At 70.4% G+C, this 24564-nt stretch carries 11 protein-coding genes and 1 riboswitch; of the genes, 5 read left to right on the forward strand and 6 right to left on the reverse strand.

Going from position 1 to position 24564, the window contains the following annotated elements:
* Positions 1 to 6: 6 nt before the first annotated feature.
* From ABD259_RS18110 to glgP, 5 genes are all read right to left on the reverse strand, one after another.
* Positions 7 to 774: a GNAT family N-acetyltransferase gene (locus ABD259_RS18110; protein WP_344106455.1), complete on the reverse strand. Its 768-nt coding sequence runs from the start codon at positions 772 to 774 to the stop codon at positions 7 to 9.
* A 68-nt stretch (positions 775 to 842) separates the two neighbouring features.
* Positions 843 to 1724: an energy-coupling factor transporter transmembrane component T family protein gene (locus ABD259_RS18115; RefSeq protein WP_344164094.1), complete on the reverse strand. Its 882-nt coding sequence runs from the start codon at positions 1722 to 1724 to the stop codon at positions 843 to 845.
* Positions 1721 to 3280, reverse strand: a complete 1560-nt coding sequence (locus tag ABD259_RS18120) for an ABC transporter ATP-binding protein (RefSeq protein WP_344164097.1) — start codon at positions 3278 to 3280, stop codon at positions 1721 to 1723. Before ABD259_RS18120 ends, ABD259_RS18115 begins: the two co-directional genes overlap by 4 nt.
* Complete coding sequence (locus ABD259_RS18125; protein ID WP_344164148.1) at positions 3277 to 3855, reverse strand: ECF transporter S component; 579 nt, start codon at positions 3853 to 3855, stop codon at positions 3277 to 3279. Before ABD259_RS18125 ends, ABD259_RS18120 begins: the two co-directional genes overlap by 4 nt.
* A 154-nt stretch (positions 3856 to 4009) precedes the next feature.
* Positions 4010 to 4117: riboswitch (TPP riboswitch) on the reverse strand.
* Between the two features lie 180 nt (positions 4118 to 4297).
* Positions 4298 to 6916 carry an alpha-glucan family phosphorylase gene (glgP, locus tag ABD259_RS18130; protein ID WP_344106448.1) on the reverse strand — a complete coding sequence of 873 codons (2619 nt, stop codon included), beginning with the start codon at positions 6914 to 6916 and terminating at the stop codon, positions 4298 to 4300.
* A 532-nt stretch (positions 6917 to 7448) separates the two neighbouring features.
* On the opposite strand from glgP, the gene ABD259_RS18135 reads away from it, so the two are divergent.
* The 5 genes from ABD259_RS18135 to ABD259_RS18155 all read left to right on the forward strand — a co-directional run bounded on the left by ABD259_RS18135 (position 7449) and on the right by ABD259_RS18155 (position 16342).
* A complete protein-coding gene (locus tag ABD259_RS18135) occupies positions 7449 to 9464 on the forward strand; it encodes an alpha-1,4-glucan--maltose-1-phosphate maltosyltransferase (RefSeq protein ID WP_344164100.1) in 2016 nt (671 codons plus the stop codon).
* A gap of 72 nt (positions 9465 to 9536) precedes the next feature.
* Entirely contained in the window at positions 9537 to 11360 is a 1824-nt protein-coding gene (gene treS, locus ABD259_RS18140; RefSeq protein WP_344106444.1) for a maltose alpha-D-glucosyltransferase, read from the forward strand.
* Positions 11357 to 12742, forward strand: a complete 1386-nt coding sequence (locus tag ABD259_RS18145; protein WP_344106442.1) for a maltokinase N-terminal cap-like domain-containing protein — start codon at positions 11357 to 11359, stop codon at positions 12740 to 12742. The genes treS and ABD259_RS18145 overlap by 4 nt, the downstream gene beginning before the upstream one ends.
* A 112-nt stretch (positions 12743 to 12854) precedes the next feature.
* Positions 12855 to 15071: a 1,4-alpha-glucan branching protein GlgB gene (gene glgB, locus ABD259_RS18150; protein ID WP_344106440.1), complete on the forward strand. Its 2217-nt coding sequence runs from the start codon at positions 12855 to 12857 to the stop codon at positions 15069 to 15071.
* A gap of 215 nt (positions 15072 to 15286) precedes the next feature.
* The gene (locus ABD259_RS18155) at positions 15287 to 16342 is read left to right on the forward strand and encodes a DUF418 domain-containing protein (RefSeq protein ID WP_344106438.1); all 1056 of its coding nucleotides are present in this window, start codon (positions 15287 to 15289) and stop codon (positions 16340 to 16342) included.
* Positions 16343 to 16440: 98 nt separating this feature from the next.
* On the opposite strand, the gene ABD259_RS18160 is transcribed toward ABD259_RS18155, so the two are convergent.
* Complete coding sequence (locus ABD259_RS18160; RefSeq protein WP_344164103.1) at positions 16441 to 24222, reverse strand: SDR family NAD(P)-dependent oxidoreductase; 7782 nt, start codon at positions 24220 to 24222, stop codon at positions 16441 to 16443.
* Between the last annotated feature and the right edge of the window lie 342 nt (positions 24223 to 24564).

Genomic DNA, 24564 nt, shown 5'->3' on the forward strand with positions numbered 1-24564 from the left:
ACGGGCTTACCCGGTCGACCGCCGGTAGTGGTACCTGTGCGACTCCTCGAACCCGTGCGCCTCGTACAGCTTGCGAGCGGCGGTGTTGCCCTCCTCGACCTGCAACCACGCCGAACGGGCTCCCTTGTCCCGCCCCCATGTGAGCAGCGACCGCAGGAGCGCGGTCGCCGTTCCGCGGCGCCGGTACTCCGGCCGGGTTCCCATGCAGAAGACGCCGAGCCATCCCCCATCGACGACCCCGGCCCCAACGCTTGCGACCGTCGCACCGTCCATGACGCGCGCGAAGACCGTACGCCCCGGGATTCGGTCCATGACCAGTTCACCGGCGGCGTCGCTGCGCCCGTCGACCCACTGGAGCGTTCGGGTCCACGCCTCGTCCCGATGGCCGAGACGGACCGGCCACCGCTCGCCGCCCACTCCGGTGCGGCGGCCCCGCCCGACCTTTAGCCCTGGTTCCTCGGCCAGCGACGCGCGCATAACCAGCGTCGGTGACAGGCGCTGGAATCCGCGGTCGGCCAAGTGGTCATCGAGCATGGAATGCCGGTGGGCGGGCGAGACCTGGATCAGGATCGGCTGGTCCCGTCGCGCGTAGAACTCCTGGACAGCGGACAGGCCGTCGACCGCGTCGCGCTGGGGTGGAAGAGCACTGTTCGACCTGCTGCGCGCGACACCGGGCGAGGAGCGCAGCACCCACCCGCGCGCGTACTCCACCACCATCGCGGGCCACGCCCGCGCCGCCTGCCGGTCGATCACGATGTCGTCAGCGTCGTCCATCGCACCAGGATGGCAGCCGGGTCATCACGAGACCTCGGTCGGCTTCCCGGTGGGAGTGGGCTTGCCCGTCACACGAAGAGTGGCGTCCAGGTGCCCAAGGCGAGGGAGATGCCGTGGGCTGCGGCGACAAGAAGCACCGTGCCGATGAGGAGGCCGGTGTCCGAGCGGCGCCAGGTGCTTTCACGGGCGTGGGTGCGGGGGCCGGTGCCGAAGGCGCGGGCGTCCATGGCGGTGGCGAGCAGGGTTCCGGTGCGGATGGAGCGCACCAGGAGCGCGAAGGCCTTGCCGGTGAAGATCGTGGCGGCGGTCAACGGGTTGCAGCCCGCTTCCAGCCCGCGGGCGCGGCGGGCCAGGGTGAGGGTGCGCCACTGGTCGGCGAGCAGCGGGATCAGCCGGAGCGCCGCCAGCACGCCCATCGCGGGGCGTTCGGGGACCTTGAGCCGCTGGACCAGCGCGTCGGTCAGCTCGGTGGGGTTGCTGGTGGCGGCCACCAGCACGCCGGGCAGAGCGATGGCCAGCAGGCGCACGGCCAGGCCGAAGGCGGTGAGCGGGCCGCTCTCACCGAAAACGAGGTTGACGGCTCCGACCGACAGCGCTGCCAGGAGCAGCGGCCCGCCGAGGGTGGCGGCGGTGCGCCGGGCGATGCCCGCGAACGGCAGGAGAACCACGACGGCGGCCAGCACGACGCCGGGCGTGACCGGGTCGACCGTCGGGACCAGAGCGGCGGTCACCAGCAGCGCCGCCACCACCTTCGCGGCCGGGTTAGCACGCCGGAGCCACGCCTCACGGGCGGAGGACGCCGCGGAGGCGCCGGAAGCGCGAGCCTTCGGCTTGCCGGGAACGCGCGAGAGCCGCGGAGCCGCCGCTCGACCCTCGGGGGTGGGCGACGCCTCGGGGATGGATTCCCGGGTGTCGGCCGCGGTGTGCGGATCCGTGGGGTGGGTGGTCATCCGGTTGCCTCCCCAGCTGCCGATGGGGCGGAGGCGACGCTGGTGACGGCGCCCCCGCCCACGCGCAGTTCGACGTCGGTGAACCGGTCGAGCAGCAGGGTGTCGTGGGTGGCCATGACGATCGCCCGCCCCTCGCTTCGCAGGTCGGCGAGGAGGGTCACCAGCTCGGACCAGGTGCGGGCGTCCTGGCCGAAGGTCGGCTCGTCCAGCAGCAGCACGTCGGGGGCGTGGGCCGGGCCCGAGCTGAGGGCCGTCGCGACCGAAAGCCGCCGTTTCTCGCCGCCGGAGAGCGTGGCGGGGTGCACGTCGGCGAGGTGGGTGAGGCGCAGCCTGGCCAGCAGTTCCTCCACCCACGCCGCTGCCTCGCGCTCGCCCAGTCCCGTGCGGCGGGGGGCGAAGGCGAGTTCGTCGCGGACGCCGCCCGTGACGAACTGGTCCTCGGCGTGCTGGAAGACCGTGCCCAGGTGCCGGGCGAGACGGTGCGCGGGCCAGCGGATCAGGGGGCGCCTATCGACCCCGGCCAAGACGCCGCGCGGCTCGACGGCCCCGCCGTGCGGCGCGGTGAGCCCGGCCAGCAGCATGAGCAGGGTGGACTTGCCCGCCCCGTTGGGGCCGGTCAGGGCTGTGGCCGTCGCGGACGTCACCATCGCGTCCACGCTGTCCAGGATCGTCGCGGGCACGCCGGTGCGCGGCCCGGGACCACCGGGTTCGCGGGCCACCAGATCGACCGCCTCGATGAGCGAGGAAGCGGGAGCGGGGGTGTCGGCGGCCCGGAGATCCGGACGCGGTTCATGGCCCGGCACCCACACGCCCCGCTCGGCGAGGTGGGCGCCGTGGGTAGCGAAGACGGTGTCCGGGGTGCCATCGGCGATGACGCCGCCGCCCGGTTCGAGCACGACGACCCGGTCTACCAGTCCGACCACGTCGGCCACGCGATGCTCGACCAGCACCAGCGTGGCCTCGGTGGTGGCGACCAGGTCCGCCACGACCTCGCGCACGAGCCGCGCCCCGGCCGGGTCGAGGTTGGCGGTGGGCTCGTCGAGCAGCAGCAGGCGCGGGTTCATCGCCAGGGTCCCGGCGATGACCAGCCGCTGCTTCTCGCCGCCGGACAGCGCGGAGGTCGGCCGCTCCACGTCGTAGGGGAACCCCACCTGGTCCATCGCCGCGCGCACGCGCGGCCAGATGTCCGCGCGGGGCACGGCGCGGTTCTCCAGGCCGAAGGCGACGTCGTCGCCGCTCCGCGCCATCACGAGCTGGGTCTCCGGGTCCTGGCTGACCAGTCCGATGTCGCCCCGGCGGCGGTCGGCGGGCTCGCCGTCGACGAGGAGTATCCCCTCCTGCTCACCGGTGATGGCGGCGTCGGGCCCGGTGAGTCCGGCGATGGCGTGCAGCAGCGTGCTCTTGCCCGCCCCGGAGGCGCCGAGGAGCAGGACCCGCTCGCCCGGCTCGACCACCAGGTCGACGCCGCGCAGCGCCCACGCGTCGCGGGCGCCGTGCCGCCACCCCCACCCGGCGAGCCGCACCCCGGCACCACCCCGGGCGGCGCCCCCGCTCATCCGCGTGCCGAGGGGAAGGGCGTGAGCGCGCCCGCGCGGGCCAGGGCGGTGGTCAGCAGGCGGCCGCCGACCCCGGCGATGACCGCGGCGCTGAGCACGACGATGCCCCCGTAGGCGGCCATGTACGCGAACGGCCAGTCGGCGTAGTAGAGGGTCAGGTCCATGGCCGTCGGCGCCAGACCGGCGGCGGCACCGGCGAGCACGGAGATCCCCATCCCCCAGAAGCGGTAGCGGCCGAGCGCGAAGACCACCTCGGGCATCAGGCCCTGCAGCAGCCCCGCGAGGACCACCACCAGCCCCCAGTGGGTGCCGAGCAGCATCGACACTGTGGCCGCCGCGACCGAGGTGAGCACACCGGCACCCGGCTTCCGGATGATGAGCATGCCGAGCACGCCGGGCACCAGCCACATGCCGTAGATCACCGCCTGGGCGGGCGGGAAGAAGAGGAAGAGGGGGGCGGTGGACTCCCACAGCATCCCCCAGAACCAGAAGATGACGCCGATGGCGACACCCAGGACGGCGGCGACCACGATGTCGACGGTGCGCCACCGGAAGCCGGTGGCCGATGCTCCAATCCCGGAGGATGTGGTGGACGTGGTTCTGGGGGTTTCTCCCGGCGTGAATGGGGTTCCCACGTGAATGTCCCTTCCGTGTCGGCACACGAGAGGGCGCGAAGTGCCAAGAGGGCCGGGATCGGGGCACGTGTCAACGCGCCGATCGACTCCACGGCCGACGGATCCTACGACTTCCTTCGCCGGCATGACCCGGATCAGGTGTGTAAGGGTCTGCGGTACGGTCCCGCACTCTCAGCGCCGAAGCGCTCCCCTGTCGGTTCCCTGCCGTTCGAGCAGTTGACTCCATTATGGGTGACTCCGCGAGCGGATAGGCAACGTGGGTCGTCTCCAACCGCTGGGGCGCGGAGTTGTCGGCGAGGACCCCTTGACAGCCCCAAGGGGCCGGTCGGGTCACCGATGACCGACCGGCCCGACACGCGCGGCGCCGCCGACGCCGTGACCGCTACCGCAGCACGATCCCGTCGTCCATGTTCTCGGGCGGGTGCGGGACCACGACCAGGCCCATCTCGGCAGGATCGGCCAGCATGGGGTGGGCGGGCAGGACGCGCACGGTGTAGCCGCACGTTCCGGCGCGCTGCAGGGGCACGGAACCCGCGTAGCGCACCAGCGGCCCCTCGCTCCCGTCGGGCTCGCCGACGGCCTCCAGTTCGGCCACGACCGGATCCACCAGCCGCTCGCCGCCGGTGACCCGGCCGATGGCGACCTCCACCTGGATGTCCTCGGGTGTCAGTCCGGCCAGGCCGAGGGTGGTGTGCACCTGCATATCGCCGCCGACCTGGGGCGGGTCTTCCATGCCCACCACCTCGACGTGTTCGATGCGCACTCCTGGCCAGGCCTTTCGGACCCGGCGCTTCCACTCGGCGAGTTCGCGCGCACCGTTCATGTCCTCGCGCAGCAACCGCCGCGAGGAGTCGGCCGCCCCCTGGTAGAGGTGGGTGACGTACTCCTGCACCATGCGGGTGGCCAGCACCTTGGGGCCCAGCGACACGAGGGTGTGCTTGACCATCTCCAGCCAGCGGTTGGGCAGCCCCTCCTCGTCGCGGTCGTAGAAGAGCGGGGCGACCTCGCCCTCGATCAGGTCGTACAGCGCCGCCGCTTCCAGCTGGTCGCGGCGGTCGGGGTCGCGCACGCCGTCGGCCGTGGGGATGGCCCACCCGTTGGAGCCGTCGAACCACTCCGCCCACCAGCCGTCGCGGATGGAGAGGTTGAGCCCGCCGTTGAGCGCCGCCTTCATGCCCGAGGTGCCGCAGGCCTCCAGCGGACGCAGCGGGTTGTTCAGCCACACGTCGCAACCCTGCACCAGCGAACGCGCCAGATCCATGTCGTAGTCGGGCAGGAAGACGATGCGGTGGCGCACCCGCGGGTCGTCGGTGAAGCGCACGATCTCCTGGATGAGGCGTTTGCCGCCCTCGTCGGCCGGGTGGGCCTTGCCCGCGATGACGATCTGCACGGGGCGGTCCGGGTCGAGCAGCATCGACTTGAGCCGGTCGCGGTCGCGCAGCATGAGGGTGAGCCGCTTGTAGGAGGGCACCCGCCGCGCGAAGCCGATAGTCAGCACGTCGGGGTCGAGCACGTCGTCGACCCAGCCCAGCTCGGCCGAGCTGGCCCCCCGCTGCCGCCAGGAGGCGCGCAGCCGTTCCCGCGTGTCGGCGACCAGGCGGCAGCGGAGCGTGCGGCGCATCTCCCACAGGTCCGCCTCGTCGGCGTCGGTGATCTTGCGCCAGCCCTCGGAGCGGGTGAACTCGGTGGAGTCCCGCACCATGCGCCCCGCCAGCCGCTGGGCCTCCTCCGCCACCCACGTGCGCGCGTGCACGCCGTTGGTGATGGACGTGATGGGGACCTCGGCGGCGTCGAACCCCGACCACAGCCCCTGGAACATGTCCCGGGCGACGGCCCCGTGCAGCTGGCTGACACCGTTGACGCGCTGTGCCAGCCGCATGCCCATCACGGCCATGTTGAACACCGCGGGGTTGCCGCCCGCGTAGTCCTCGGCGCCCAGCTCCATGACGCGGTCGAGCGGCACGCCCGGTGTCGCGGAGACATCGGCGGTGAAGTGCCGCTCGACGAGGTCGCGCGGCAGGCGGTCGATCCCGGCGGGGACCGGCGTGTGGGTGGTGAAGACCGTCCCCGCGCGGGTGGCCTCGACCGCCTCGTCGAAGGTCAGTCCGGCCTCGTCGATGTACTCGCGGACGCGTTCCAGGCCGAGGAACCCGGCGTGTCCCTCGTTCATGTGGAAGACCTCGGGGCAGGGGTCGCCGGTCAGCTCGCAGTAGACGCGGACCGCCCGCACCCCGCCGATTCCGAGCAGCAGCTCCTGGCGCAGCCGGTGCTCGCTTCCGCCCCCGTAGAGGCGGTCGGTGATACCCCGCAGCTCCGGGTCGTTGCCCTCGTGGCACGCGTCCAGGAGCAGCAGCGGCACGCGACCGACGCGGACCACCCACACGTGCGCGGTGAGGCGGCGGCCCTCGGCCATGTCGACGCCGACGCACACGGGGTCCCCCGCGGCGTCGCACAGGCGGCTCATGGGCAGTCCGCGCGGGTCGATCTCCGGGTAGTCCTCCAGCTGCCAGCCCTCGGGGGAGAGGGCCTGCGTGAAGTAGCCGTGCCGGTAGAGCAGACCGACGCCGATGAGCGGCAGGCCCAGGTCACTGGCGCTCTTGAGATGGTCCCCGGCGAGGATGCCCAGTCCGCCGGAGTACTGGGGCAGGGCGGCGGTGAGTCCGTATTCGGCCGAGAAGTAGGCGATGCCCGAAGGCGGCCGGGACAGGCCCTGATACCAGCGTGGGCCGGTGAGATAGGTGTCGAGGTCGGCGGCGGCCTCGCGCAGACGAGCGCGGAACTCCTCATCGCGTGCGAGCGCGGCGAACCGCTCCCCACCGACCTCGCCGAGCATGCGGAACGGATTCTGGCCGACGCTCTCCCACACCTCGGGATCGATCGCGGCGAAGACCTCGCGGGTCGCCGGGTGCCACGCCCAGCGGAGGTTCGCGGCGAGTCGGCCCAGCGGGGCGAGCTCGTCGGGGAGGACGGTACGGACGGTAAATCTGCGAATGGCCTTCACGGAGCGTGAGGCTAGTCAATCCGGCGCGGTTACGCGACCCCCTTACGCCTTTATTCAACGAACACGTCAAAATCTTAACTTCCAGGTTTCTGGGACGCTTTTCACCGAATACCACAAACCGGAATATTAGGGACAGAGCACCCTTCTGGTTCGCCACTCCATGATCAGCCCACACACACGACACACCCATTTAACCGGTTATTGCCAGCTGCTGATCCAATGTGACGATTGCTCCCTCTGGAGAAACACGCCCGGTTTGTCGCTGTGCACCGCGTGAAGCAGGTGAAGATACATCCCACAAAGGATCATTGCCAGTGTGACGACAATCACAAAAAATACACACGGCAAACCATCGGATGCGGGCCATTCCGGGCTGACGATAGACAGTGAGAGCGTGCCGCGCCGGAAGCGCCCGGAGGCCACCTATGCCGCCTTTCGGGCCCTCTGAGCTGCACGCTCTCAAATGCCTTTCACGCCACAAACGCCACGAACTGCCCACAATCGCCGGAATCGCGACATTAATGGTGCACTTGTGATCGGACGCATTCCCATTTTGAACGTCTCTCCCGTACCCGACCTCGGCACGGCCAAGGCCGTCGCCGGTGAGACCTTCACCGTCAGCGCGACCGTGATCCGGGAGGGGCACGGCGCCCTCGGCGCGGGAGTGGTGCTGTATGACCCTCGGGGACGGCGCCAGAAGCTGGTGCCCATGAGCGAGGTGGCTCCCGGGACCGACCGCTACGCGGCCGATGTGCGCGCGTCCTGCGAGGGGGCGTGGCGATTCGCCGTCGAGGCGTGGGACGACCCATTCGCCACCTGGCGGCACGACGCCCAGATCAAGATCCCGCTGGGGCAGGACGTCGAGCTGATGCTGGCGGAGGGCGCGCGGCTGCTCGAACGCGCGTCCCGCCGCGTACCGCGCCGCCCCGAGCTGGCCAAGATCGCCGAGCGGCTCCGCGACACCACCCGATCGGCGACCGAGCGCCTGGAGCTGGCCACCGGCGAGGACGTCATCGCGGAGCTCAGCGCCGCCCCGCTGCGCGACCTGGTGACGCGGTCGAAGAAGTATCCGCTGGTCGTGCACCGCAAGCGCGCGCTCTTCGGCGCCTGGTACGAGTTCTTCCCCCGCTCCGAGGGCGCGGAGCCCGTCGGCCCCGATGGCCAGTGGCGCCCGGGCACCCTGCGCACCGCCGCCAAGCGCCTGCGGGCCATCGCCGACATGGGGTTCGACGTCGTCTACCTGCCACCGATCCACCCCGTGGGCCACTCCTTCCGCAAGGGCCGCAACAACGCGCTGCACGCGGAGCCGGGCGACCCCGGGTCGGTGTGGGCGATCGGTTCGGCCGACGGCGGCCACGACGCCGTCCATCCCGACCTCGGCGACATCGACGACTTCGACGCGTTCGCCGCCAGCTCGCGCGAGCTCGGGATGGAGGTCGCCCTCGACCTGGCCCTGCAGTGCTCCCCCGATCACCCGTGGGTGACCGAGCACCCCGAATGGTTCACGACCCGCGCCGACGGCTCCATCGCGTACGCGGAGAACCCGCCCAAGAAGTACCAGGACATCTATCCGCTCAACTTCGACGCCGACCCCGAGGGGCTGTACGCCGAGGTGGTGCGCATCGTCCGGCACTGGATGGCGCACGGTGTGCGCATCTTCCGGGTGGACAACCCGCACACCAAGCCGGTGGCGTTCTGGGAGCGCCTGCTCGCCGACATCGCGCGCACCGACCCCGATGTGCTCTTCCTCGCCGAGGCCTTCACGCGGCCCGCGATGATGCACACCCTCGCCAAGATCGGCTTTCACCAGTCCTACACCTACTTCACCTGGCGCAACGGCAAGGAGGAGCTGGAGGAGTACCTGCGCGAGCTGAGCGGGGACGCCGCCGCCTACATGCGCCCGAACTTCTTCACCAACACCCCCGACATCCTCCACGCCTATCTGCAGCACGGGGGGCGCCCGGCGTTCGAGGTCCGCGCGGTCCTGGCCGCCCTGCTCTCCCCGACCTGGGGTATCTACTCGGGCTACGAACTGTGTGAGAACACGGCGGTGCGGCCGGGGAGCGAGGAGTACCTCAACTCCGAGAAGTACGAGTACCGGCCGCGTGACTGGGCCGCCGCCGAGGCGGCCGGGACGACCATCTCGCCGCTGCTGACACGCCTGAACCAGCTGCGGCGCGACCACCCCGCCCTGCAGGAACTGCGCAACCTGCGCTTCCACCACATCGACCGGCATCAGCTGATCTGCTTCTCGAAACGGACCGCCGCTGATGGCATCGCCCCGCGGCGGGACGGCCGTCAGCGCGACCCTGCCGTTCCGGATGATGTCGTCCTGGTCGTGGTCAATCTCGACCCGCACCAGCCCTGCGAAGGAACGGTGTGGCTCGATATGCCCGCGCTGGGGTTCACCTCCCAGGACACGATCCTCGTCACGGATCAATTATCGGGCGAAACCTACGAATGGGGCGGGGTGAATTATGTCCGCCTCGACCCGAATATCCGACCAGCCCACGTATTCACTGTCGCACCCTCCGGAAAGCCCCGATAGCACCCGCGAACGGGCACATCCGGCGGAACACACTGGAACGACAACCGGTGGAGTAGTTTCGTGACACATCCGATGCCTGAGCCCGGAGACACGCCCCACGGGGTAGTGCCCGACACGTTTTCCCACGAGAACCCTCGCGACCCGTACTGGTACAAACGCGCGGTCTTCTACGAGGTGCTCGCCAGAGGCTTCTACGACTCCAACGGCGACGGCACCGGGGATCTCCGCGGACTCGTCGAAAAACTCGACTACCTCGAATGGCTCGGCATCGACTGCATCTGGCTGCTCCCCCTGTACGAGTCACCGCTGCGCGACGGTGGATACGATATTTCCGACTACATGAAGATCCTTCCCGAATTCGGGAAGATCGCCGATTTCGTGGAGCTCGTGGAGCAGGCCCACCGGCGCGGCATCCGGGTCATCACCGACCTCGTCATGAACCACACCAGCGACCAGCACCCGTGGTTCCAGGCCTCGCGCAACGACCCCGACGGACCCTACGGCGACTTCTACGTCTGGTCCGACCACACCGACCGCTACACCGACGCCCGGATCATCTTCGTCGACACCGAGTCGTCCAACTGGACCTACGACGAGGTCCGCGGCCAGTACTACTGGCACCGCTTCTTCTCCCACCAACCCGACCTCAACTTCGAGAACCCCGCCGTCCAGGAGGCCATCCTGGAGGTCCTGCGGTTCTGGCTGGACCTGGGCATCGACGGCTTCCGCCTGGACGCCGTGCCCTACCTCTACGAACGCGAAGGGACCAACTGCGAGAACCTCAAGGAGACGCACGAGTTCCTCAAGCGCGTCCGCGCCGAGGTCGACCGCCTCTACCCCGACCGGGTCCTGCTCAGCGAGGCCAACCAGTGGCCGGCCGACGTCGTCGACTACTTCGGCGACTTCGAGTCGGGCGGCGACGAGTGCCACATGAACTTCCACTTCCCGCTGATGCCGCGGATGTTCATGGCCGTCCGCCGCGAGCAGCGCTACCCCATCTCCGAGATCCTCGCGCAGACACCGCCCATCCCCCGCAACTGCCAATGGGCCATCTTCCTGCGCAACCACGACGAACTCACCCTGGAGATGGTCACCGACGAAGAGCGCGACTACATGTACGCCGAATACGCCAAGGACCCGCGCATGCGGGCCAACGTGGGCATCCGGCGCCGCCTCGCGCCCCTCCTCGACAACGACCGCGACCAGATCGAGCTGTTCACCGCGCTCCTGCTCTCCCTGCCCGGCTCACCCGTCCTCTACTACGGCGACGAGATCGGCATGGGCGACAACATCTGGCTCGGCGACCGCGACGCCGTGCGCACCCCCATGCAGTGGACCTCCGACCGCAACGCCGGATTCTCCCGCTGCGACCCCGCACGCCTCTACCTCCCGCTGATCCTCGACCCCATCCACGGCTATCAGGCCCTCAACGTCGAGGCCCAGCGGGACGACCCGGGCTCGCTGCTGAACTGGACCCGCCGGATGATCCAGATCCGCAAGCGGCACCCGGTGTTCGGCACCGGCGACTTCGCTGAGCTGCACGCCAGCAACCCCAGCGTGTTCGCCTTCGTCCGGGAGTACGGAGAGGACCGCATGCTCTGCGTCAACAACCTCTCCCGCTTCCCGCAACCGGTCGAACTCGACCTGCGCCGCTACGGGGGCGTCACCCCCGTCGAGTGCATGGGGGGTGTCCGCTTCCCCGCCATCGGTGAGCTGCCGTACCTGCTGACGCTGCCCGGCCACGGCTTCTACTGGTTCCAGCTCCCGCCGGTCGACGAAACGGACGGCCCCACGGCCGAGGACCTGACCGCCAACTCCGCAACCGACCACGACGCCGCCGTCCACCGAGCCACCCATCGGACCGTGCGGGAAGGGAACAAGGCCTTTCAAAGATGAGCCAGCTTGAGGAGCTCCTTGCCGGCTGGATTCCGCGGCAGCGCTGGTTCGCCGGCAAGGGGACACCGATCGAGAAGGTCATGGTCGAGGCGGAGCACCCCGTCGTCACCGGCGAGCCCGGGCTGCGACTGCTGGTCGTGGAGGTCGGCCAGCAGGGGTCGACCTCCCGGTACCAGGTACTCCTCGGCATGCGCAGGGCCGGGCACCTGCGCGACGAGCTCGCCCACGCCACTATCGGCGTGTGCGAGCTCCCCGGCGACAGCAGTACGTGGGCCGTCTACGACGCGGCCCACGACCCCGAGCTGACCACGTCGCTGCTGGAGGGGATCGCCGAGGAGCGGGGAACGGACGGCATCCGCTTCCGCCGCCTGCCCGACGCGCCGATCCGCACCGGCCAGCGCAGCCTTGTCCTGACTGGAGAGCAGTCCAACACCTCGCTGGTCTACGGCGAGGATTATGTGCTCAAGACGTTCCGGCGGCTGTGGCCGGGGCGCAACCCCGACCTGGAGCTGACCGCAGCTCTGGCCGGGTCGCCCTTCGTGGCCCGGCCGCACGGGTGGATCGAGACCGATCTCCCCAGCGGCCTGCCGGGCGACGGCAGCCGCGTGCCCACCACACTCGCACTGCTCCAGGACTACCTGCGCAGCGCCACCGACGGGTGGGTGCTGGCCGCCACCAGCGTCCGCGACCTCTACGACACCCCCGACCTCCCGCCCGGCGACGCAGGCGGGGACTTCGCCGGGGAGGCCGAGCGCCTGGGCAGCGCCACGGCGGCCGTGCACCGCGCCCTGGCCCGGCAGCTGCCCACCGACGTGCTCACGCCCGACATGCTCGGCGACCTGGCCGCGGGCATGCGGAACCGACTGGAGTCCGCCACCGCCGAAATCCCCGAACTCGCCCGCTACGCGCCCGCCCTGCGCGCCGCCTACGACGTGTTCGCCGCGGTGGCGGAGCCGCTGCCGGTCCAGCGGATCCACGGCGACTACCACCTCGGCCAGGTGGTGCGCACCGACGCCGGGTGGGTGCTGCTCGACTTCGAGGGCGAGCCCGCCGTCCCCGTGTGCGACCGCCGCCGCCCGTCCAGCCCGCTGCGCGACGTCGCCGCGATGCTGCGCTCCTTTGACTACGCCGCCCAGTACCAGCTCATCGGCAGCGCGTCCGAGGGGGCCCTGGCCCCGGCGGCGCGCGCGTGGGCACGGCACAACCGGGACGCCTTCTGCGCCGGGTACGCCGCCGCCGGGGGCGTGGACCCGGAGAAGCACCAGGCGGTGCTGCGCGCCTTCGAGTACGACAAAGCGGTCTACGAGGTCATGTACGAGGCCCGCAACCGCCCCTCGTGGCTGCGCATCCCGCTGGACTCGATCGCGGAGCTGACGCGATGACCCGCCACCCGCACCGCACGCACCACCCACCTCACCCCCACCGCCCGCGCCATCGCGGGCACCACCCCACCCCCACCACCCACAGATCCACCATCGACCGACGGGGAACGGCATGAGCCAGATCGACCGCGCTGAACTCGACCACGCAGAGATCGACCGCCTCGTCGGCGGCGCACACTACGATCCGCACAGCGTGCTCGGCGCGCACCCCGGCCCCGACGGGGTCACCGTCCGGGCGCTGCGCCCCCTGGCGGAGTCCGTGCGCGCCGTGCTCGCCGACGGCACCACCGTCGAGCTGGACCACCTCCACCGCGGGGTCTTCGCCGCGACGCTCCCCAGCGGCGCGCGTCCCGCGGCGGACCGCGACGGGACGCCCGACTACCGGCTGCTCGTGCGCTACCCCGGAGAGGCGGAGGGGCACCTGGTCGACGACCCCTACCGGCACCTGCCCACCCTGGGCGACCTCGACCTCCACCTCATCGGGGAAGGCCGGCACGAGGAGCTGTGGCGGGCGCTGGGCGCGCACACCCGCCGCTTCCCGTCGGCCATGGGCGATTCTCACGGCACCGCCTTCGCCGTCTGGGCGCCGGGCGCCCAGGGGGTCCGCGTCATCGGCGACTTCAACCACTGGGACGGAACCGCCCACCCGATGCGCTCGCTCGGCGGGACGGGGGTCTGGGAGCTGTTCGTGCCGGAGGTCGGCGACGGCTCGACGTACAAGTTCCACGTGCTCGGCCGGGACGGCGTCTGGCGGGACAAGGCCGACCCGATGGCGTTCGCCACCCAGCGGCCGCCGGAGACGGCGTCGGTGGTGCACACTTCCACCTACGAGTGGAGTGACGACGCCTGGCTGTCGGGGCGCAAGAACGAGGAGTGGGTCGCCCGCCCGATGAGCGTCTACGAGGTGCACCTCGGCTCGTGGCGGCCGGGGCTGGGCTACCGGGAGCTGGCCGAGGAACTCGTGGACTACGTACGGAAGATGGGGTTCACCCACGTGGAGTTCCTCCCGGTGGCCGAACACCCCTTCGGCGGCTCGTGGGGCTACCAGATCACCTCGTTCTACGCGCCCACATCGCGGTTCGGCTCACCCGACGAGTTCCGCGTGCTGGTCGACGCCCTGCACCGGGCGGGGATCGGCGTGCTCCTCGACTGGGTCCCGGCGCACTTCCCCAAGGACGCGTGGGCGCTGGCGCGCTTCGACGGCTCCGCGCAGTACGAGCACCCGGACCCGCGCCGCGGCGAGCACCCGGACTGGGGCTCGCTGATCTTCGACTACGGCCGGACCGAGGTGCGCAACTTCCTGATCGCCAACGCGCTGTTCTGGCTGGAGGAGTTCCACATCGACGGGCTGCGGGTGGACGCGGTCGCCTCGATGATCTACCTCGACTACTCGCGTGAGTCCGGGGAGTGGGCGCCCAACGCCTTCGGCGGCCGGGAGAACCTGGAGGCGCTGGAGTTCCTGCGGGAACTCAACGCCTGCGCCTACCGGCGCAACCCGGGCATCATCATGGTCGCCGAGGAGTCCACCGCCTGGCCCGGAGTGACCCGGCCGACCGACCACGGAGGACTCGGGTTCGGCTTCAAATGGAACATGGGGTGGATGCACGACACCCTCGAATACCTCAAGCGCGACCCGGTGCACCGGCAGTACCACCACAACGAGATCACCTTCGCGATGGTGTACGCCTACAGCGAGAACTACATCCTGCCGCTCTCCCACGACGAGGTGGTGCACGGCAAGGGCTCGCTGCTGAACAAGATGCCGGGCGACGAGTGGCGGCGCTTCGCGGGGCTGCGGGCACTCTACGGCTACATGTGGGCGCACCCGGGCAAGCAGCTGCTGTTCATGGGCGACGAGATCGGGCACGGCGACGAGTGGTCCCACGAGCACGGGGTCCAGTGGTGGCTGCTCGACCACGGCTACCACCAGGGTGTGCAGCGCCTGGTGGGCGACCTGAACCGGGTGTACGCCGACACCCCCGCGCTGTGGTCGCTGGACACCGACCCCGCCGGGTTCACCTGGCTGGACGGGGGCGACGCCCAGGGCAACACCCTGTCGTTCCTGCGGCACGGCGATGACGGCTCGGTGCTGGCCTGCCTGGTGAACTTCTCGCCCGAGGTGTACACCGGCCGCCGCGTGGGCCTGACCCGCCCCGGCCGCTGGCGGGAGGTGCTGTGCACCGATGCGGACACGTACCGCGGCAGCGGTGTGCACGCCACGGGGGCCACGGGGGTCGTCGAGGCGACCGCGCGCGAGTGGAACGGCCAGCCGGCGTCGGCCGTGGTGACGCTTCCGCCCCTGGCGACGGTGTGGCTGGTGCCCGACTGACGGACCGCATCACCACCGTGGGAAGGCCGGGCAGCGCGCCCGGCCTTCGACTTTCGTGGCCTCCCCACAGCCGAAAGGCGGACCCTCCCCACCTGTGCCAACCACCCGATCGGCCGATGTCGGACCGCCCCTGATCTCCCTAATCTCGCAGGGTTCGTCCACAGACCAATGCCGACACAGGGCGAGGTCACAACGCGAGGGAGAAGGAAAGCCGCATGAGTCATCGGGAAGGCGGGAGCGTCCCCGAAAGCCGGGGGAAGCCCCGGATCGACGCGCTAGACGTGCTGCGCGGGTTCGCGCTGTGCGGCATCCTGCTGGTCAACATCGGACCCATCACAGAGATGGGCTACGAGGCGACCAAGGCCCTGGGGCCCGACGACCCCCGGCCTCCAGTGCACCCGGCCGAGAACATCCTGCACATGTTCGTCGACGGCCGGTTCATGCCGATCTTCGCGTTCCTCTTCGGCATCGGCTTCGCCCTGTTCCTGGAGTCGGCCGACTCCCGTGCGGACCACCCCCGGCTGCTGCTGGTGCGCCGCCTGGTGATGCTGGCGGCCCTGGGCGGGCTGCACATGCTCCTCTACCCGGGCGAGGTGCTCCTCAGCTACGCGATCGTCGGACTGGTGGTCCTGCTCCCCGCGACGTACCTCCCCCGCTGGGCGGTGCTGATCGGCGGTGTCGCCGGATCCATCGCGGGGGTGACACTGGTCCACGGCGGCCCGCTCTTGATTCCCGGACTTTTCCTGCTCGGCCTCGGCGTCGCCCGCTACGGCATCCCCCAGACCCTCGACCAGCGCACCGGCCAGGTGGCCATCGCGTTCGCGCTGTTCGCGGCCGCGTCGGTGGCCGCCGTGGTCTGGCAGCTCAGCGACGGACTGACCAACACCGGTTTCACCACCTCCAGCGTTGTCGCCGGACTGCTGATGGCCGCCGCCTATGTCACCGCGATGTGCCTGCTGATGCGCACCCCGCTGCAACGCGCCCTGCACGCCGCCTTCGCCCCGCTGGGCCGGATGGCGCTGACCAACTACCTGAGCGCGACACTGGTCGTCCTGTTAGCGGGCTGGCTGCTCGACTTCTCCTCGCACGACCAGTACGGCGCGCTCTTCGCCCTGGCCGCCGGGCTGCTGACCGCGCAGTGGGCGTTCAGCACACTATGGCTCCGGCGCTTCCGCTACGGCCCCCTGGAGTGGGCGTGGCGCTGCGTGACCTGGTGGGAGATTGTTCCACTCCGCCGTCAGCCTGAGCGCACCATCGGCATGGCCGCCTGATTCGACAGCGCAGGAGAGCACCGCACCCACCGGGGATGTGGTGCTCCTCCGGCAGGTGCGGCGACCCGCCGCCTGCCCGGTTCCTTCCACGGCCGGAATCAGCTCGCCGGAGCCTCCGTGTCCGCAGCGGTTTTCGTCCCTGACACGGACCGCCCGCTATCGGAATCCGGTTCCGTCGGTTCCGTGACCTCCGCGGATGCCGCGTGGTCGGGAGGATCCGCGGCGTCCGTGGACTCCGCGTCGACGTCCAGCCGAGCGGTCTCTTCGGGTCGTGCCTCCACGCCCGACTCAGCGGGGGCGTTCAGCCCCAGGCGGAGCAGGATGGTCTCGGACAACCCGGCGATGGTGCCACCGGTGTGCAGCAGCTCCAACGGCGGGATGTCGAAGCTGTACTTCTGTTTCACCATGGTCAGCAACTCGGCGGTCATGAGCGAGTCCATTCCGTACTCGTCGAGGCGCCGGTACGGATCGAGGCGATCGGCATCCATGTGCAGCACGTCGGCGAGGTGCATGGTCAAGCGCTCGATCATCCAGGCACGGGCCTCGGCAGGGGGAAGCTTGCCCAGCTCCGCCGCGATGGCCTCCTTCGTGGTCGCGCCGTCAGTGGCGTCGCCACCGAAGACAGGCCCGAAACGCGGGGACGCGAGAGACGGGAACACACTCCGGGCCCTCGGTTTGTCGCTGCGATGGACCACGACAACCTCGGCGGTGTGATCCCCACCCACCAGACCGTCGAGAACGCGCAGCGCTTCGGCCGAGGTGATCGAGTCCATGCCCATCCGGTCTGCCACCGGGACGAGGCCGTGGCGGGCGACGTATCCCACATCGCTGATGTGGCCCCACGCCATCGCCCATCCCGTGCGCCCCGCCCTCCGGCGGTTCCGGATGAGCGCTTCGGTGTACAGGTTGGCCCCGGCGTAGTTGGACTGGCGGATCTGGCCGACACTGGCGGACTGCGACGAGTACGTGCAGAACATGTCGAGATCGTGATGCCGGGTCAGGTCGTCCAGAACGCTGAGTCCGCCCATCTTGGGACGCAGCACCGCACTGAAGCGGTCATCGGTCAGCTTGGCGAAGGCGGCGTCGTCCACATCCATGGCGGCGTGCACCACGGCGCGCAACGGGTACCCGCCCTCCCCGATGCGCCGCAGCACATCCGCCATGGCGTCGGCGTCGGAGCAGTCGGCGGCGTAGGCCGTCGCCTGGACGCCCTGCTCGGCGAGGTCGGCGAGCAGCTGAGGCGCCTCAGGCGCCCTAGCGCCGCGACGGGAAACGAGCGCGAGGTGGCGCGCCCCACGTTGGGCCAGGTGCCGAGCGGTGGCGGCACCGAAACCGCCGAGCCCTCCGGTGACCAGGTAGGTACCGCCGGGGTCCAGGCGGGGCGGGTCCGCGGGGCACGGGCGTACGGGAGTGGGCAGGCCTTCGTCGTCGAAGGTCACGATGACCTTGCCGATGTGCCGCGAGTGCTGCAGGAGGTCGAACGCCTCCCGCACCTGTATTGCGGGGTAGGTGGTGTGGGGGAGGGGGCGGAACCGGCCGTCGTTCAGCCCTTCGACCACCTCAGACCATACGCGGCGGGCGATATCGGGGCTGTTGAACAGCGCGTTGAGGTCGACACCGCAGAAGGTGAGGCTGTTGTGGAAGGTGCGCAGCGGCAGCGAGCCGCCCGCCATGATGTCGCGCTTGCCGAGCTCGATGAACCGGCCTCCGGGCTTGAGGAGGTCGAGTCCACGACCGATGGCCTCGCCGGACAGGGAGTTGAGCACGACGTCCACTCCCTGTCCTCCGGTCAGTTCCATGACGTCTGGGACGAAGTTCAGGTCGCGGGAGTCCAGGATGTCGTCTATCCCCAGGGCGCTCAGGAAGTCGCGCTTGACCTCGCTCCCGGCGGTGGCGATGACCCGCGCTCCCCGATGGCGCGCGTACTGGAGAGCGGCCAGGCCGACACCTCCGGCGCCTCCGTGCACCAGGACCGTCTCCCCCGGGCCGAGCTGGGCAAGCTCGCCCAACGCGTACTGCACCGTGGTGAACACGACCGGCACGGTGGCGGCCTCGGCGAAGGTCATGTGATCGGGCAGGTGGCCGACGACCTGTGCGGCGGTCTGGGTGTGGGACGCGAGTGAACGCGGAGCCACGGCGAGCACGCGGTCACCGGCCTTCACATCGTCAACGCCGTCCCCGACCGCTACGACCACTCCGGCGCATTCCAGGCCCAGGCCCTGCTCGGTGAACGTGCCTTCGATGGCTTCGGCCGGGAGCAGCCCGGTGGCCTGCATGATGTCACGGTAGTTTAGGGCGGCGGCTCGAACCTCGATGCACACCATTTCGGGGGCAGGCTCGGGGATGTCGGACTCAATCCACTCCGTCCGATAGCTCAGCCCTATGTCGCGCACGTTGATCTTGTAGGCGTCGACCGCCGCCGCCGTGAGCATGAGGGGGTCCTCGGTCTCACGCGGGACGAACCGTCCGCCGCGCGTGAGGACGATCTCGTCCTCGGCGGACTCCGTGGACAGCTCGGCCGCGAGCCGACAAGCGTCGGCCGCGGTGTCGCCGGTGCGTTCCAGACTGATGCGGGTGATCGGCAGGTCAGGGCACTCGTTGACCAGCGAGCGGGTCATCCCCCAGACGGCGGCATCACCGGGGACATCGGGCTTCTCCGGGGTGGGGAGGGCCCCGCTGGGTCGAGTGACCAGGACCAGACGGCGTATCCGGCTCCCCTCGTCCGTGGCGCGACCGACGAGGAGCCGACGCAGCAGCGCCGCCCTCTGGGTGGCTCGCCGCACGCCATCCTCTCCGTGGTCCGGCTCCCCCAGGATGAGCGTGATGGAGATTTCCCTGTCCCGACCGTCGGGAGGGTCGGTCCCCGCCCTAGTCTCGGCGGTGCCGGCGACAACGCTCGACCTGCGGCCTCGCGCCTCTTCGAGCTCCGCCACCGCCCGTGCCAGCGGAAGCTCCCCCTCACGCTCCGCAACGAGGAGGTGGTGGCACGTATCCGTGTCCGCCGCCGGGTCCTCCCCGTCCGTCTCGGGAGCTGGCAGGGCACCGACCGACGCGACGGTCGTCTGCCCGTGGGTCGACGCGAGGATGATCGAGAAGTCGTCGTGCGCATGCGCGTCCTCGCTGCCGGTCTGGACGACATGCTCGAAACCGCACCAGCGCAGCAGTTCGAGCCACTGTTCCCGGGAGAGGAACTTTCCGTCAGGGCGGAGATCGGTGTCGGCGGCGTCCCAGAAACTCTCCAGGATGCCGAATATCGCCGCCCCCAGAACGTTGTTGTGAAACTCGGCGGCCAGGAGGTGTCCGCCGGGGGCGAGGAGGGACGCCACCCTGGGCATCGCCGCCGCCATGTCGCTCGCGGTGTGCAGGGAGTTGGCGGCCAGGACGATGTCGTATCCGCCGCGGGTGAAGCCCTGATCCGCGGGGTCCGTGTCCAGATCCAGGAGACGGTAGTCGACGAAGTCGTAGTCCGCGAGGCGCTTGTCCGCCTCGGTAAGGAAGAAGGGCGAGATGTCGGTGAACGTGTACCGGGTGAGCTCTGGCGGGAAGAGGGGCAGTACTGCCTGGGTCAAGCCTCCCGTCCCCGCTCCAACCTCGAGTACGCGCAGCGGCCGGTCGGTCGGCCAGTCGGCCATGATCTGCTCCAGCAGCGCCCGGGCCACCCGCTGGCAGAATCGCATGTGGGGCGAGGTCGCGTAGATCTGACGCACCAGCTCACCCGTGTTCTCGTTGGCGAGCATCTCCAGCGGGTCGCGTTCCCCGCGTAGGAGCTCCGGGAGACGGTGCGTGTGATGGAGGATCACCGCCATCTCGTTGGTGAACGACGACAGGTCGTGAACGACGTCGTGGCCGGGTGGCAGTTCTGGGAGGACACGCGCGGGAATCCGGTACCCGCCGCCGGGGACCGGCTCCAGCAGGTCCGCTGACTGGAGCGCCCGCACTATCGTCTCCTGGAAACGCACGAGGTGGCCTGATACCCGACTGGGCGTGTCCTCCCCGTCGACGCGATCGGCTGCTTCCGGCCCCATGGCCAGCATCACCTTGGCCAGGTGCCGCGCGACGAGCGTCGGAAAGCGCTCCGTGAACCGGGCGTAGTCCTGAGCTCCCCAGGTCCGTCGTACCTCGTCGATGCGCCGAGCCGCACGGTCGACGATGCGATCCGGCGCGGGCAGCGGTGACGGGGCGGCGGGCTGGTCGAGGCGGGGGGCAGAGCGCATGACGGTACGCTGCAACGTCAGTGGCCGCCGCTGCTGGACGGCCAACCGCCGCTCTCGCACCCCGTACAGCTCCACGGTGACGGCACCGTGCGCGTCGGTCACCGTGATGTCCCAGCACAGCTCGTGTGGCACGCGTGTGCGGTCACGGGCCCAGATCCACCCCTGTCGGGTCGGGGCGCGCCAGGCTTTCACGGCACCCATCGCAGCGGGCAGAAAGACATCCCCCGTCTTGAGGAGCATTTCCGCCAACGGAATGACGGACTGCAGTGCTCCGTCCAAGACAGCCGGGTGCACCAGCAGGCGGTCGTCCAGGTCGTCGGTCCGGTAGGCGGCGATGACCTCGCCTTCACCCACCCACAGATCCTGGAGGACCCGGAAGCCGGGGCCGTATTGCAGCCCCACGTCGTCGAGCCATTCGTAGTGCTCGGTGCCGCCGACGTGACGGGGATACCGGGCGCGGACCCCGGCCACGTCCACCGGACGGGGTGCCTGTCCCAACAGGCGACGCACCCGGCCGCGGGCGTGGGCGCGCGGTTCCTTTCCCGACTGGTCGACGCTGGTGATGTGGGTGAGGCCGTCATCAGGGGAAACCGATGTCTGGACGCGCACCCTGGTCGCCTCGGGCCACGGGATCACGAGCGGCCGTACGAACTCCCAGGCGTGTGCTTCCACCGGATACCCGAGCGCTCGGCGCCCGGCGCTCAGCGCCATCTCAATGTAGGCGGTCGCGGGGACGACAACGCTTCCGGCGAGTTTGTGGTCGGCGATCCACGGGACCATCGCCGGCTCGATCGGCCCCTCCCAGGAGGGGGTGGCGGCGGGCAGCCGCGCGCCCAGCAGCGGGTGGTCGATGGGACCGGGCGGTGGTGGGGCCCAGTCGTGTGGGGCGCCATTCCAGTGGCGTTCGCGCTGCCAGGGGTAGGCGGGGAGGGTGACGACCTTTCCCGGACGGGGGAAGAAGGCGGTCCAGTCGACCTCGGCCCCCGCCCCGATGAGTGCGGTGACGGCGGTGTCAACGGCCTCTCTGCCGCCGGTGTCACGGCGCAGGGTGGCGACGAGCGGAGGGCGCTGTGGTGCGGCATGGAGGAGCCGCCGCAGGTAGGGGAGGAGGATCGGGTGCGGACCGATCTCCGCGAAGACATCGATGCCCGAGTCGCGCAGCCGCTGGGCGGCCGAGGCGAAGAGGACCGGCTCGCGAACGCCGCGCCACCAGTGCTCCGGGGTCAGCTCGGTGCCCTCGATCAGGTCACCGGTGATGGTTGAGGCCAGCGGGATGTTCCCCGGTTCCGGGGACAGTCCGTCGAGCGCTTGGAGCAGCGGCTCGCGGACCGGGTCCATGGCCGCGCTGTGGAAGCCGTAGTTCAGGTCGAGCCGCCGGGTGAACACGCCGCGCCGGTTCAGTTGATCGGCAACGGTCGTGATTCGGTCATCCGGCCCGACCAGGGTCAGGTCGTGGTCGCTATTGACCCCGGCGACCTCCACGTCGGGGTGGGTTTCCGTCAGCTCCCGAACATCATGGGGGGAAAGATCGACGGCGAGCATCCGGCCGCTGCTCGCAGTGGGCGCCTGGGCCGCGCTTCGGGCGGCCACGATCCGCGCCGCCTGGCCGAGGCTGAGCATGCCCGCGGCCCACGCGGCGGAGGTCTCGCCCACGCTGTGTCCGATGGCGGCGGCGGGACGGATGCCGTAGGCGGCCAGGACGCGGGTCAGGCCCACCTGCACGGCGAACAGCAGCGGCTGGGCGACCTCGGTCCGGTCCAGCCGCCATTCTTCGCGCGCCAGCCCCATCTCCTCGACCACCGACCACCCGAGGTGCGGCATCAGCTCGGCGTCGGCCTCGGCCACCGCCGCGGCGAACACGGGATCGGACGCCAGCAGGTCAGCACCCATGCCCACCCACTGCGCGCCATTACCGCTGAAGACGAACGCGACCCTCCCGACGACCGCGGCGGCGGGAGCATCGGCGACGGGAGCGCTCCTCAGCCGTGCGGCCGCCTCCGCACCGTCGCGGGCGAGCACCACCGACCTGAGGGAGTGCTTTCCACGACGGACACACGAGGTGTAGGCGATGTCGTAGAACTCCCGCGCTCCGGCGGCGTCCACGCGCGCCGCCATGGCCTCGGCGGCTTGGGCGAGGGCCTCGGGGGTGCGTGCCGAGACGACAACTGGCCGTCGGGGGCGCGTGTCCGGCTCGCTGTCGGGCGCCTCTGACTCCCCCGCCACCGCCCTTGGGGCCGTGTTCGGCCGATCCGCATCGGGCAGGGGGGCGACGTCAGCGTTTCCCGCGGGCTCCGTGCTTCCCCGCCCTACCGCGGTGGGAATATTGACCGGATCTTCCCGGTGGGCTGGTGCGGCGTCGCCGGGTAGGGCGCCGACGATAACGTGCGCGTTGGCGCCGCCGAACCCGAAGGAGTTGACGCCCGCTAGGCGACGTTGGGTCGTGAGCGGCTCGACGGCGCTCGGCTCGACGGCCGGAATCAGGCCCAGCCCGTGGAAGTCGATGTCCGGATTGAGCGGGGTGGCGTGCAGTGAGGCGGGAACGCGTCCGTGTCGGAGCACGAGGAGCGCTTTGAAGAGCCCAGCCATACCCGAGGCGGGTTCGAGATGGCCCATGTTGGACTTGATCGAACCGATCGGCAGCGGCCCGGAGCGGTGTCGTCCCAGCACACGACCGATGGACCGACACTCGGCGGGGTCTCCCACGATGGTTCCGGTGCCGTGCGCCTCCACGTAGACGAGGTCGTCGGGCGTCACACCGGCACGGGCGTAGACCGTGCGGAGCAGGTCCTCCTGTGCCTCGGTGTTGGGGAGCGCCAGGCCCATGGTGCGCCCGTCGCTGTTGGCACCCCACCCCAGCAGTACGCCGTGGATGCGGTCGCCATCGGCGCGCGCCTCGGCCATGCGCTTGAGCACAACTACGCCGCCGCCTTCGGCACGGACGAATCCGTCGGCGTCGGCGGAGAACGCCGCGCACCGGCCTTTGCGCGAAAGCATAGCGGCCTGCGAAAACGCCACATAGAGGGAGGGGCTGAGCAGGACGTTGACCCCGCCCGCCAGCGCCAGCCCGCCGTCGGCCGCCACCTGGCGACAGGCGCGATCCAGGGCCACCAGCGAGGAGGAGCAGGCGGTGTCCACGGCCATACTGGGGCCACGCAGGTCGAACGCGTGGGAGACACGGTTGGCCGCGATCGAGTGCGCCCCGCCTGACGCGGTGTAGGCGTTGATGGTGTGCGGAGACGCCATCTGCAGCCCGCCGTAGGAGGAATCGGAGATGCCCACGAACACGCCCGTGTCGGTCCCGGCGATGTGGTCGGGGTCGATGGCGGCGTCATCGAGGGCCTCGGCCGTCATCTCCAGCAGCAGCCGGTGCTGCGGGTCCATCTGGGCGGCCTCCTTCGGGGAGATCCCGAAGTACTCCGCGTCGAAGCAGGCGATGTCGTCGAGGAAAGCGCCCGCGGCCGTATAGCTCCGGCCGACCCGCGGCATCGCCTCGTCCACGAACCGCTCCACCTCGAACCGGTCGTCGGGCACCTTGCCGACCAGGTCGCGGCCCGCGTCCAGGGCCGCCCACAGCGCGTCGAGGTCGTTGATACCGCCGGGCAACCGACACCCGACTCCGACGACCGCCACCGCCTGGTTTCCAACGCCGTTCTCGTCCGCGCCCATGGCCTCCCCCTCACGTAGCCCGACTTGTGACGGCCCGGTTCCGAACGACCACCGCGACCAGGATCGCCGTGCGCAATTCCAAAGTTACGCACCGGACATCCCCACCCGCAGTCCTTCTGGCAAGCCCTCGGGTGCCCCCGCTCCATCGCACCTGGTCACGGCGGCGCCCGACGGAAAGACCGGCGCGCAAGTGCGCCATACCGGACGCACCGCAACCCCCGCCGAAACCGCGAAAGTCACCCGCAGGCCGGGATCACTACATAAGGTGACTATCCGTGTACGTGAGGGCGTTCCCATCAGCCGGAGGCGGTCATCTCTCCGCTTGCCCTCGGCGGTATCAGG

The organism is Nocardiopsis rhodophaea, assembly GCF_039530945.1.
GTDB lineage: Bacteria > Actinomycetota > Actinomycetes > Streptosporangiales > Streptosporangiaceae > Nocardiopsis_C > Nocardiopsis_C rhodophaea.